The sequence below is a fragment of the Plantactinospora sp. ZYX-F-223 genome (assembly GCF_039649625.1).
Lineage (GTDB): Bacteria > Actinomycetota > Actinomycetes > Mycobacteriales > Micromonosporaceae > Plantactinospora.
Genome location: NZ_JBDJAV010000003.1, coordinates 63,915 through 76,365 on the forward strand (window position 1 = coordinate 63,915; position 12,451 = coordinate 76,365).

10 protein-coding genes and 1 pseudogene are annotated in these 12,451 nt (G+C 72.3%); 3 read left to right on the plus strand and 8 right to left on the minus strand.

Features of this window, described 5'->3' with window-relative positions; all coding sequences use genetic code 11:
* Positions 1 to 18: 18 nt before the first annotated feature.
* The 3 genes from AAH979_RS04040 to AAH979_RS04050 all read right to left on the minus strand — a co-directional run bounded on the left by AAH979_RS04040 (position 19) and on the right by AAH979_RS04050 (position 2,918).
* A complete protein-coding gene (locus AAH979_RS04040) occupies positions 19 to 939 on the minus strand; it encodes a sugar phosphate isomerase/epimerase (protein ID WP_346256635.1) in 921 nt (306 codons plus the stop codon).
* Complete coding sequence (locus tag AAH979_RS04045; protein ID WP_346256636.1) at positions 936 to 1,673, minus strand: phytanoyl-CoA dioxygenase family protein; 738 nt, start codon at positions 1,671 to 1,673, stop codon at positions 936 to 938. The genes AAH979_RS04040 and AAH979_RS04045 overlap by 4 nt, the downstream gene beginning before the upstream one ends.
* 156 nt (positions 1,674 to 1,829) lie before the next feature.
* Positions 1,830 to 2,918 (minus strand): Gfo/Idh/MocA family oxidoreductase, encoded by a 1,089-nt coding sequence (locus AAH979_RS04050; RefSeq protein WP_346256637.1) that lies wholly within the window; start codon positions 2,916 to 2,918, stop codon positions 1,830 to 1,832.
* A gap of 192 nt (positions 2,919 to 3,110) precedes the next feature.
* Between AAH979_RS04050 and AAH979_RS04055 the strand changes: the two genes are divergently transcribed.
* On the plus strand, positions 3,111 to 4,289 hold the full coding sequence (locus AAH979_RS04055) for an endo-1,4-beta-xylanase (protein WP_346256638.1): 1,179 nt from the start codon (positions 3,111 to 3,113) through the stop codon (positions 4,287 to 4,289).
* 65 nt (positions 4,290 to 4,354) lie between these two features.
* Positions 4,355 to 4,552 (plus strand): annotated as a pseudogene (locus tag AAH979_RS04060) (ThuA domain-containing protein); the annotation flags it as partial.
* A gap of 39 nt (positions 4,553 to 4,591) precedes the next feature.
* Here AAH979_RS04060 and AAH979_RS04065 read toward each other — a convergent pair.
* From AAH979_RS04065 to AAH979_RS04085, 5 genes are all read right to left on the minus strand, one after another.
* A complete protein-coding gene (locus AAH979_RS04065; RefSeq protein ID WP_346256639.1) occupies positions 4,592 to 5,488 on the minus strand; it encodes a nucleoside hydrolase in 897 nt (298 codons plus the stop codon).
* 201 nt (positions 5,489 to 5,689) lie between these two features.
* On the minus strand, positions 5,690 to 6,502 hold the full coding sequence (locus AAH979_RS04070) for an SAM-dependent methyltransferase (RefSeq protein WP_346256640.1): 813 nt from the start codon (positions 6,500 to 6,502) through the stop codon (positions 5,690 to 5,692).
* A 167-nt stretch (positions 6,503 to 6,669) separates the two neighbouring features.
* Positions 6,670 to 7,677, minus strand: a complete 1,008-nt coding sequence (locus AAH979_RS04075) for an ROK family protein (protein ID WP_346256851.1) — start codon at positions 7,675 to 7,677, stop codon at positions 6,670 to 6,672.
* A complete protein-coding gene (locus AAH979_RS04080; RefSeq protein ID WP_346256641.1) occupies positions 7,677 to 9,146 on the minus strand; it encodes a M81 family metallopeptidase in 1,470 nt (489 codons plus the stop codon). Before AAH979_RS04080 ends, AAH979_RS04075 begins: the two co-directional genes overlap by 1 nt.
* A gap of 12 nt (positions 9,147 to 9,158) precedes the next feature.
* Positions 9,159 to 10,307, minus strand: a complete 1,149-nt coding sequence (locus AAH979_RS04085) for an ROK family transcriptional regulator (RefSeq protein ID WP_346256642.1) — start codon at positions 10,305 to 10,307, stop codon at positions 9,159 to 9,161.
* Between the two features lie 269 nt (positions 10,308 to 10,576).
* Here AAH979_RS04085 and AAH979_RS04090 point away from each other — a divergent pair, with 269 nt between their 5' ends.
* Complete coding sequence (locus tag AAH979_RS04090; protein ID WP_346256643.1) at positions 10,577 to 12,382, plus strand: peptide ABC transporter substrate-binding protein; 1,806 nt, start codon at positions 10,577 to 10,579, stop codon at positions 12,380 to 12,382.
* Positions 12,383 to 12,451 lie beyond the last annotated feature (69 nt).

Genomic DNA, 12,451 nt, shown 5'->3' on the forward strand with positions numbered 1-12,451 from the left:
ATGGATACGGTCGGCGGGTCAGGCGACGAGCAGCGGGCCGAGGGTGCGTTCGGCGACCACCAGGCCCTGCCGGACCCGCTCCGGCGAGCCGGACCAGACCGGGTCCTCGTGCTCCACCGAGACGAAGCCTGGGTATCCACCCTCGTAGAGGACGTCGACCAGCCGGCGCCAGTCCACCTCGCCGAGGCCGGGGACCCGGTAGCGCCACCAGCCGCTGGTCCACGGCGACGGTTTCCCGACGAGCTGGCCGAAGACCCCGAACCGGTTCCGGGCGGCGGCGTCGACCTGCACGTCCTTCGCCTGTACGTGCCGGACCAGGTCGAGGTGCCCGGTCAGCGCCGCGACCGGGTCGATGCCCAGCCAGACCAGGTGGGACGGGTCGAAGTTGAGGAAGAGGCCGAGCCCGCCCAGCCAGTCCCACAGCTCCGGCGAGTACGCCAGGTTCGCCGGGTAGCCGTCCGGGTGCCAGCCCTCCATCGGGCAGTTCTCCACGACCAGCCGTACGCCCCGGTCCGCCGCGTACGCCACCAGGGGCGGCAGGATCTCCTCGCCGAGCCGCAGGTTCTCGGTCACCGTGCGGGTGACGTCCCGGCCGACGAAGGTGCCGACGTGTTCGCAGCCGAGCAGCGCGGCGGCGTCCACGCAGCGGCGCAGGTGCCGGTGGATCCGGTCCCGGGTGGCCGGGTCGGCGTGCAGGTTGTTCTCGTAGTAGGCCACCGCCGAGACGCTGAGCCGGTGCCCGGCCAGCAGGGCGCGGACCCGCTCCGCCTCGGCGGCGTCGAAGTGGTCGACGTCGAGGTGGCTCGCCTGCCACGGCCGGTCGGGCTCCCGCGGCCAGGCGGCCACCTCCAGCCCCTGGTAGCCGTGCCCGGCCGCCCACCCGGCGATCGCGTCGAGCGGTTCGCCGGGCAGGCAGGCGGTGAGCAGCCCGAGCTTCACCGCGGGTCCGGCTGGTAGCTGTTGCCGGCGCTGTCCCGGCCCCGGGCCAGCCAGATCTGCCAGCCCTCGTTCTCCGGCACCGGCAGCACCTTCACGGAGGCCGGGAAGTACCGCATGGTGTAGCCGGTCCGGCGGACGTCGCTGGTGTTCGGCCGGGCGCCGTGGATGATCCGGCCGTCGTGCAGCGAGCACTGCCCGCGCTCCAGCTCGAAGTAGACCGCCCGGCTCTCGTCCACCCCGGGGATCTCGGCGTGGAAGGTCTGCACCGTCTTGTCGGTCGGCGCGTACTCGGAGAAGCCGCCACCGTCGTGGCTGCCCGGGATGACCCGCATGCAGCCGTTCTCCCGGTTGCTCGGGCCGAGCGCGAGCCAGACGGTGACGATCCGGTCGTACTCGCTGAGCCGGCCGTTCCAGTAGGCGCTGTCCTCGTGCCAGGGCGTGGCCCGGCCGACCAGCGGGTCCTTGGAGATGAAGTGGCTGGTCCAGAGCGCGATGTCCGGCCCGACCAGCGGCTCGACCAGGTCGAGCACCTCGTCGGCGAGCAGGAAGTCCAGCAGTCGGGGGTCGCGGAAGTGTGGGGTGTCCAGCTCGTCGGAGAGCTTGTCGCCCTTGTCGGCGAGGTGCTCGGTGAAGATCTGTTCCAGCGCGTCCAGCTTCTCGGCGGAGAAGAGCTGGTCGCGGTTGAGGTAGTAGCCGTTCGTCCGGTAGAAGTCGACGTCCTGCGGGGTCAGCACCGCACACCTCCTGATAGCCGTGGCCGCCGCCGGCGGTGGCGACCGGTCCGGGGCCGCCGCCGTCGACGGTGATCTCGTCGGATCCGACGCTAGGCGAGCCGCCGGCGCCGGCGCGGCGACTATCCCCGGCGGGACTCGACCTATCTTCGGCTTCGCTTACGTCCGGGTGCCGGGCTGGGTCGCCATCACCCGGATCAGCTCGGCGAACAGCTCCAGATCCTCGACGAAGTCCTCCGGCCCGGTCTTCGGGTCAGCGCCCTTGGTGACGACCTCGTGGAAGTACTCCAGCTCGTGCGTGTAGGGGTCCTTCAGGTGCGGGCGCGACACCGACCGGTGCAGTCCGTCGCCCCGGGTCTCCTCCAGCACCAGGGTGGTGGGGAAATGCCGCACGTACGGGGTGTCGTACTGCACCCGCATACAGGCGTGCTCGCCGTACACCTCGATGTGCGCGTCGAACCGGAGCTGCTCGTCGACGCCGGTCTCGTAGGTGACCAGGAAGTCGTCGTACTCCAGCAGCGCGGCCAGGAACCGGCCGTCCCGCCACTGCCGGGCGGCGGCCACCCCGCGCGGCCGGCCGAGAAGTTCCCGCATCGCCGACAGGTCGTGGCTGCCCAGCCCGCAGAGCAGCCGGTATGCCCCGGCGAGCACGTCGGGCACCTCGCCCAGCGCGTCCGCGACCAGGGCCCGCCCCCTGGCCCAGCGCGCCTCGACGGCCGACCGGGGCACGTCGGTGGGCCGGTCCACCAGCACCGTCTGGTCGATGATCAGTTGGTTGCGCCCGATGATGTCGTGCACCCGGGCGTAGTTGATCGGGCCCAGCTCGCCGATCCGGCGGGTCGCCTCGACGAACGCGGGGGCGAACCGCCGCATGTAGCCCACCATCACCGTGGCGCCGGACCGGTCCCGGGCCGCGATGATCTGCTCGGCCTCGCGCGGGCTGAGGCACATCGGCTTCTCCACCAGCACGTGCACGCCCCGGTCGAGCGCCGCGACCACCGCCTCGGCGTGGTACTCGTCGCTGTTGAGCACGAGTACGCAGTCCAGCTCGTTGCGGTCGAGCATCTCGGTGACGTCGGCGTGCCGGTGCGGTACGCCGTATCCGCCGCCGACCCGGTCGAGCAGGCCGGGGGAGATGTCGCAGACGGCGGTGACGTCGTAGAGCTCGGGGAGCGAGCGCAGGACCGGGAGGTGGACGACCTGGGCCACCTCGCCCAGCCCGATCACCCCCAGGGAAAGCCGACTCACGCGGGACCCCTTCCGTCATGCAAAACGTTTGGCTACGGGCCGCGGGCAGCGTAACCGGTCCGAATCGAGCCGGGCAACAGCTCCGGGGCCGGTCTCTTGCCGCCGGTGCGGGCCGGTCGTAGGCTCCCTGCCACACGGCGAACAAATCGTTTTGCAACTCCCGTAGCACCGTCCCTGCGAGGAGGCAATCCCATGAACGACTCGCGCCTGTCCCGGCGATCCCTGATCCTCGGTGCGGCCGGAGCCGCCGGCCTGGCCAGTGCTGCCCTCGGGGTGGCCGGCCCGGCCACCGCCGGCCACAACCGCGCAGCCCGCCCGCCACTGTGGAAGCTCGCCAAGCCCAACGGCCTCGCCTTCGGCACCTCGCTGGCGACCTGGCACATGCCCGACACCGACTATCTGGATCTGGTCGGCCGGGAGGCGACCCTGCTCTTCACCGAGGACGACCTGCTCTGGTACCGGCTCAAGCCCACCCCGACCGCCGAACTCGACTTCAGCTACGCCGACCAGATCATCGGGTACGCCGAGAGCCAGCGGATGCGGGTCTTCGGCGCACACCTGGTCTGGGACGAGGGTTTCGGCGAGGGATGGACCTCCGACGACCTGTGGGGCATGGCCGAGCAGCAGGCCCGCGAACTGCTCTTCGGTACCGCCGAGGCGGTGGTCCGGCGCTACCGTGGCCGGGTCGACGCCTGGAGCGTGGCCAACGAGGTGACCAGCCCGGAGGGGCAGCGCGGATTCCGCACCGACGTGCCGTGGTGGGAGACGATCGGGCCGTCGTACGTCGCCGAGGCGTTCCAGGTGGCGCACGACGCCGACCCGTCGGCGGTACTGGTGCTCAACGAGTTCGGCTTCGAGACCGTCAACGAGTACGGCGACGAGCCCGGTCCCCGGCGCCGGGCCACGCTCCAGGTCATCGACAGGCTGCTCGCCGACGGCGTGCCGGTGCACGCGCTCGGGGTGCAGGCGCACCTGCTCGCCGACCGGTTCGCCGACCGGTTCGCGGCCAACGCCTACCTGAACTGGTTCTCCGAGGTCGCCGACCGGGGGCTGGAGATCCTGATCACCGAACTGGACGTACTCGACGACGGCCTGCCCGCCGACGTCGCCGTCCGGGACGCGGCCGTCGCCGACGTCTACCGGCGCTACCTCGACGCGGCACTCTCGCACCAGGCGGTGAAGGCGGTGATGGCGTTCGGGCTCACCGACCGGTACACCTGGCTGGAGGAGGACTATCCGCGCGAGGACGGCGCGCCGCGCCGGCCGCTCGCCTACGACGACGAACTCGCGGCCAAGCCGGCGTACCGGGCCATCGCCGACAAGCTGGCAGCCGCGCCCCGCCGCCAACCACTGTGGACGGTGCCGGCGTGACCGTCGACCGCCGCGCCCTGGTCGTCCGCGGCGGATGGGCGCCGGTCGAGGCCACCGACCGGTTCGTGCCGTTCCTGCGCGAGCAGGGCTTCGCCGTCGAGTGCAGCGACGACCTGGACGTCTACGCCGACACCGAACGGATGCGGCGGGTGGACCTCGTCGTGCAGTGCTGGACCATGGGCACCGCCACCGAGGAGCAGATCGCCGGGCTGGTCGCCGCCGTCGAAGCCGGCACCGGGTTCGCCGGCTGGCACGGCGGGATCGTCGACTCGTTCCGCTCCTCGACCCGCTATCGCCAGAACTCAACCGGCGGCGTCGACGACCTCGAAGTAGTGGTCGAGGACCGCCTGCGGGCGTACGTCGATGGCGACCTCGTGCGGGCCGGGCCCGGCAGCCCCGCCGTCCGTGCCGCGGAAGGTGGTGGTCCCGGCCGCCGGGCCGCCGTCGCGGGCGACGGTCACCTGACCCGGTGCGAAGGTGCACAGCGATGGTGCGAAGAGCGTGGCTGCGGCCAGTGGGTCGTGGAAGGTGACCTCCGGCCGCTCCGCGAACCAGGACGCGGCCATGTCGGCCACCGGCCGCAGCAGTGGGTTGGCGCAGCGCTCCAGGAACGCCCCGGCGTCCATCCGTACCCGGGTGGTGACGTCGAGGCCGACCGAGCGGTGCACCGCCACCGGCGTGGCGTAGACCCGGGCGGCGGCGTACGGGTCGCAGTGGATGTTCCACTCCGGGCCGGGTACGGAGGTGAAGGCGCCGCCCATCAGCACCAGCGAGCGCAGCAGCGCGGGGACCTGCGGATCGACCGCGAAGAGCAGGGCCACGTTCGTCAGCGGGCCGATCGCCAGCAGGGTCACCTCACCCGGATGGGCGCGGATCGTCTGCCGGAGGAACTCCACCGCCGCTCCGGTCGGAAACGTCGTCTCGTGCTCCCACCGGGCCAGCGCGGCGGCCTGCGGCGGCGGGCCCTGCACCGGCGGGCTGGCCAGCGGCTCGGCCGCTCCGGGGAGGATCGGCACGGTGCGCCCGGCCGCCCGGCACAGCACACTGGCCAGCGCCGCCCGGGACTCCGGCTCGGCGCTGACCGTGGTGATGCCGAGCAGGTCGCAGCGCGGCTGCGCCAGCAGGTACGCGAGGCAGACGGCATCGTCGATGTCGTTGCCGATGTCGGTGTCCAGCAGGACGAGGCTTCGTTCGGCCATGATCCATTATCCATCCCGTCGGGCCGTTACCGCAGGGTCGAGCCGGTGACGGCTGGGTTGCCCGGCCGGGGCAGCGCCGGGACCGGCGTGGTCGGGGCGGGCGGCGTGGCGGTGGGGTGACCGGGTGGCCGGAGCCGTCGGTGGCGGGGTCGCCGCACCGGTGCCGGCGGCTGCCGGAGCCATCGCGGGGTGGCCGGGCGCTCAGGGGATCCGGGCGACGGCGCCGTACATGCAGATGTCGACCGGCTCGGGTGGGGCGCTGCCGGGTTCCGGTCGCCAGTTCCCGATCGGCACGACCCCCGGGTCGACCAGGTCGAGCCCGCTGAAGAAGCGGGTGAACTCGTCCCGGCTACGCGGCCGGCTCAGACCGCCGGTGGCCGCGTTCGCCTCCTCCAGTTTGGCGACGGTCTCCGCCGGCAGCCCGTCGTAGGTGCCGTGCGACATCACCAGGTAACTGCCGGAGGGCAGCGCGGCGACGAGCCGGGCGACCACGCCGTACGGGTCCTCGAAGTCGCGGACGAAGTGCAGGATCGCCACCAGCGTCAACCCGACCGGCTGGCGCAGGTCGAGGGCGGCGTGCAGTTCCGGGGCGTCCAGGATCGACTCCGGCTCCCGCAGGTCCCGCTCGATGTAGGCGCTGCGGCCCTCCGGCGAGGAGGTCAGCAGGGCGCGGGCGTGCGACATCACCAGCGGGTCGTTGTCCACGTAGACGACCCGGGACTCGGGTGCGATCCGCTGGGCGACCTCGTGGGTGTTGTCGGCGGTCGGCAGCCCGGTGCCGATGTCGAGGAACTGCCGGATGCCGACCTCGCCGGCCAGGAACCCGACCGTGCGTCGCAGGAACCTGCGGTTCTCCTGCGCGGCCCGCTTGACCGTCGGGAAGACGGCGGCGACCTGGTCGCCGGAGATCCGGTCGGCGGCGAAGTTGTCCTTGCCGCCCAGCCAGTAGTTGTACCGGCGGGCGGGGTGCGCCACGTTGGTGTCCACCTTCGCGGCCGGACTGGTGTCGCTCACGGTACCTCCGAGGAGTCGGTTCACCGGTCGGGTCGGTTCGAGTGGCCGAGGCGGCCGACCCGGGGCCGGACGTGGTACCGGGGTACGGCACCGCACCGATTATGAGCCACGGCGCCTGTTCCGTCGATCTTGTCCCCCGTTGGTGTCCCCGGACGACCGGCTGCGGTTCAGGAGCCGACGGGTGCGGAGACCGGTGCCGCCCAACCGTCCGGTACGGGCAGCCCGGCCGCGCGGCGGGCCAGGATGGCGGCGCCGACCTGGGCGGCCTGGACACCGAAGGCGGACGGCACCACCTCGGGCGCGGTCCGCCAGGCCAGCGCCGCGCGCAGCGCCTCGCGTACTGGGTCGAAGAGTTGGGCACCGGCCTCGGCCAGACCACCGCCGAGCACGATCCGGGCCGGGTCCAGGGTCAGGGTCAGGGTGGCCAGCGCGATGCCCAGCGCGTGGGTCGCGGTGTCCCACACCGAGCCGGCCAGCGGATCGGTCGAGGCGGCCGCGGCGATGGCCCGGCTGTCCAGCCCCGGGGTGCCGCCGAGCCGGGCGTAGCGCCGGGCCAGGCCGCCGGCCGAGGCGTACACCTCCAGGCAGCCGCGCTGGCCACAGGGGCACGGCTCCCCGCCGGGGTGCACCGGCATGTGCCCGACCTCCCCGGCCGACCAGGCGGTGCCGGGTACCGGCTCGCCGTGCAGCACCACCGTGGCGGCGATGCCGGTGCCGAGCGGCAGCAGCACGAAGTTGGCCAACCCCCGGCCGGCCCCGGCCACCGCCTCGGCGACGCCGGCCGCCCGGGCGTCGTGCCCGATCGCCACCGGCAGCCCCAGGTCGTCGTGCACGAGCGCGCGCAGCGGTACGTCGCGGAACCGGATGTTCGAGGCGTACCGCACCAGGCCGGCGGCCTCGTCGACGATGCCCGGGGTGACCACTCCGATCCCGGCCGGTGTGGCGCCGCCGGCGAGGGCGGCGTCGCGCAACCGCCGGCAGAGGTCCCGGAGCGCGCCGACCGGGTCGCCGTCGGCCCGGGACGGCACCACGACCGAGTGCCGCAGCTGGCCGTCGGAGTCGAAGACGCCGCCCTTCATGGTCGTCCCGCCGACGTCGACCGCGAGGACGCAGCGACCGGCGGACGGGTCCCCGGGAGGCGAGGCGTCGGACCGGGCGCTGGCGACTGGCGGAATCACCGGGTCGCCACGGTGAGGTCCGCGGCGAAGTCGCGGTCCAGCGGAAACACCGGCCGGAGCAGGCGCTGGTACGGCAGCCGCTCGATGTCCTGGTCGACCCCGCCCGGGGTGAGCGCCAACAGCCAGTCGCCGGCCGCCGCGAAGAGTTCGGGTTCGAGGTAGCCGATCTTCACCACCACCAGGTCGACGTCGTCCACCGTCACGCCCAACCGGGCGTACGAGGCCAGTTGGCGGTACTGCATCCGCCGCGAGGTGACGAAGACGCTGAGGCCACCCACCCGCACGCTGACGCACCGCCCGCCGTCCGGGTCCTCGGCGACCGCCTCCAGCACGCCGTCGAGGCGTACCGGACCGGGGTCGCGGGTGTCGATCCGGCCGCCGACCGGGACGCTGACCGGGGTGCCGAGCGGCTGGTCGGCGACCTGGGCCACGGCGTCCGGGTCGACCAGCGAGGCGTACACCGCGCGGACCGCGCCGTCCCGGATCTGCGGGCGGGCCAGCATCCGGGCCAGCGCGTAGGTGACGTCGTCGGCGCCGCCGGCCCCCGGGTTGTCGCCGGAGTCGCTGACGAAGAAGGGGCGCCGGGTCGGGTCCCCGATCGCGACCAGTGCCGTGTCGAGGCACTCGTCCAGGCTGCCGGTCGGTGCGACGAAGGCGAACTCGTCGCGGGCCGCCCAGAAGTGCTCGCCGAGTTCCCGGGCCGCCCGGCTCGCCGCCTCGGCGTCGGTGCCGGTGACCACCACCGCGCCCCGGCAGCGGGGCTGGTCGGCCCAGGCGAAGCCGATCCAGATCGCGGCGTCGACGATCTCGTCCCGGGCCTCGATCTCGGGGATCCGGGCGTAGAGCCCGCGGGCCGGCTCGACCCGGGTACTGGTCATCTCGCCGGGGAGCAGGATCGGCACGTGCACCAGGGCCTTGTGCGGGCGCTGCCCCCGGCGCAGCGCCTCGACCAGGTTGCGGGCCGCCCGCTCGCGGGTTTCCCAGACGTCGACGTGCGGCGCGGTGCGGTAGCAGGTGAGCAGGTCGCAGCCGGTGAAGAGCACCGGCGAGACGTTGCCGTGCAGATCCATCGCGGCCGAGACGTACGGCTGCGGCCCGATCACCGACCGGATGGCGGTGACCAGGTCGCCCTCGGCGTCGGTCCGGCCGACCACGCTCATCGCGCCGTGGATGTCCAGCAGTACCCCGTCGACCGGGCCGAGCCGGGTGAGCCCGTCGACGATCTCGGCGGCCCAGGCGTCGTAGCTGGCCGCGTCGACCGCACCGCCGGGCAGCGCCCGGGCGTGCACCAGCGGCAGCCACTCGACGTCGGCGGCCCACGGCCGGGCCGGGGAGAGCCAGGCGTAGCGGGCCAGCAGCGCGTCGCCCCGAGTGACCTCGAAGTCGTCGGCGGTGCTCAGGTGCGGCGAGAAGGTGCTGGACTCGATGTGGATGCCGCCGATGGCGATCCGCAGGGGACGGTGCACGGGTGGAGCTCCTCAGGCGGGTCGGGCGTCGGCCACGGCGCGGACCAGATGCCCGAGGCCGACCAGGCCGGCATCCGGGCCGGCGACGCTGGCCTCGATGGACAGGGACTGGGTCATCGACGGCAGGCACCGCTCGTAGAGCATCCCCCGGGCCGCCGCGACGTAGACGTCCAGACTGGACAGGGCTCCGCCGATGACCACGGCGTCGGGGTTGAGGAAGTTGACCAGGCCGGAGAGGGCCACCCCGAGCAGCCCGCCGGCCCGCCGGACCAGCGTCACCGCGGCCGGTTCGGCGTTGACGACCGCGGCGATGACGTCCCGGGTGGTGGTGATCGGCTGGCCCTGCTCGGCGAGTTGGGCGGCGAGGGCGGCACCGCTGGCGACGGTCTCCAGACAGCCTCGGCTGCCGCAGGAGCACTGCCGCTCGCCGCTGTCGGCCACCCGTACGTGGGTGACGTCGCCGCTGAGTCCACGGCCGCCCCGGTAGATCTGGCCGCCGCTGACCAGGCAGCCGCCGATGCCGGTACCCGCTTTCACGTAGACCATGTCGCCGGTGTCCCGGCCCCGGGTGACGTACTCGCCGATCGCCGCCGCCTTGGCGTCGTTGTCGACCACCACCGGCACGCCGAAGCGCGCCCCGAGTTCGGCCTGGGCGTCGACGCCGCTCCAGCCCGGCATCCGGGCGGGCCCGACCAGCCGGCCCCGGGGGAACTCGACCGGGCCGGGCATGGCGGCCCCGATCCCGAGCAGGGCCTGTCCGGGGGCGGTCGCGGCGCGGATCCGGGTGAAGGCGTCCCCGACCACCTCGAAGACCTCGCCGGGGCCGGCGGCGATGTCGATGCCGATCTCCTCGGCCGCGAGTAGCCGGCCGTCCGGGGTGCAGAGGCCGACCCGGGCGTGCCGGGCGCCGAGCTCGGCGACGGCGAGGACCCCCTCGGGCCCTCGCAGCCGCAGGATCCGGGGCCGTCGCCCGCCGGTGGAGCGGCCGACGCCCTCCTCCAGGATGGCGCCCTCGTCGAGCAGCCGGCGCACCACCCCGGTGACGGTCGAGGGCGCCACCCGGAGCGCCTCGACGAGGTCGGCCCGGGAGGTGGCCTCGCCGCTGGCCAGCAGGCTGAGCGTCTGGTCGCGCAGGGTGGCGGAGATCGACGGGTCCGACATACCTCTCCTTCTTCCAGCCGGATCGTCCGGGTTCCCTTGCGGCTACCGGAGGTAGGGGACGGGGGATCACCGCGAAGGGTAGCGGACGGGCTTCGGCGGCTTTGATCCTAGCCTGACGGAAGTCCCCGAAGGAAGTAGATTAATTTCGTTGACGAGAAACTTAATCGCCTATACATTCTCCGCATTGATCGCTCGGGAAGCACCGGCCTGGACGCGACGCCCCTCGCGCCCGGCGACGCGGGGCACGCGCACATCGATCGAGGAGACTCATGAGGAGCAGATTCCACCGGGGCGCACTCCGCGGCACCGTGGCCGTGGCCAGCGCGCTCGCCCTCGGGTTGGGCCTCGCCGCCTGTAGCGGCGACAGCAGTTCGTCGGGGAAGGGCGGAAGTCAGGGCAAGGACACCGCCACCGTCGCGTTCCGGACCCCGAACTGGATCCTGCCCATCTCGGCCCCCGGCTTCACCCAGGGCGAGAACGCCATTTTCGGCAACGCCCAGTACCGCCCGCTCTACCAGTACAAGCTTGACGGCACGGCGAAGTACAACATCGACACCGAGCGGTCGCTGGCCAACCCGCCGGAGGTGAGCGACGGCGGCAAGACCCTGACGATCACGCTGAAGGACAACACCTGGTCCGACGGGAAGCCGATCACCACCCGGGACATCGACTTCTGGTGGAACGTCGTCACGGCGAACAAGGACAAGTGGGCGTCGTACCGCAAGGGCGGCTTCCCGGACAACATCGCCGCCTGGACGATCAAGGACGAGAAGACCTTCTCGGTCACCACCACCCAGGTCTACAACACCGCCTGGTTCGTCGGGAACCAGCTCAACCGGATCACCCCGATGCCGCAGCACGTCTGGGACAAGGATTCCGCCACCGCGAGCGTGAGCGACCTGGACAAGACCCCGGCAGGGGCGAAGAAGGTCTTCGACTTCCTGATGGCGGCGTCGAAGGACCCCAAGACGTACGCGAGCAACGACCTCTGGAAGGTCAACAGCGGCCCGTGGAAGCTGGAGAAGTACGTCCCGAACGGCGAGGTCGTGCTCGCCGCGCAGCCGAGCTACTCCGGTACCGACAAGCCGAAGCTGTCGAAGATCGTGCTGCGGCCGTTCACCAGCGACGACGCCGAGTTCAACGTGCTCCGGGCCGGTGAGATCGACTACGGCTACGTGCCGGCGGCCAACCTGTCCCAGAAGTCGTACCTGGAGTCCAAGGACTACACGATCGCACCCTGGTACGGCTGGTCCATCACCTACCTCCAGCTCAACTTCAACAACCCGAAGACGGGCGTGCTGTTCAAGCAGGACTACCTGCGCCAGGCGATGCAGATGCTGATCGACCAGCCGACCATCAACAAGGTCATCTGGTCCGGCATGGCCGAGCCCACCTGCGGTCCGGTACCGCCCAAGCCGGGCACCGCCGGCTCCGCCGAGAACGGCTGCGTCTACTCCTTCGACCCGAACAAAGCGAAGGAACTACTGGAGACCCACGGTTGGAAGGTGACGCCGGACGGGCAGACCACCTGCCAGAGCGCGGGCGCCGGGGCGAACCAGTGCGGCGCGGGCATCGCCGCCGGCACCCCGCTGGCCTTCACCGTCACCAGCCAGAGCGGGTTCGCCGCCACCACCAAGATGTTCGCCGAAATCAAGTCGCAGATGGCCAAGCTCGGCATCGAGCTGACCATCAAGGAGGTGCCGGACTCGGTCGCGGTCACCCCGGCCTGCAAGCCGACCGAGGCGACCTGCTCGTGGGACATGTCCTTCTTCGGCTCCCAGGGCAGCTGGTACTACCCGGCCTTCGCCAGCGGCGAGCGGCTCTTCGCCACCGACGCGCCGGTCAACCTGGGCAGCTACAGCAACCCCCAGGCCGACCAGCTCATCGAGGCCACCCAGTTCTCCGGCGACGACACCGCGCTGAAGGCGTACAACGAGTTCCTGGCCAAGGACCTGCCGGTGCTCTGGATGCCGAACCCGGTGTTCCAGATCTCGGCGTACAAGTCCGGGTTGCAGGGCGTCGAACCGCAGGACCCGATGAACAACATGTACTTCCAGGACTGGTCCTGGAAGTAGTCGGCAGAAACTGACCGTCCCGGCTCCGGCGGCGCCCTCGCGAGCGCCGCCGGAGCCCCCGATCGGGGA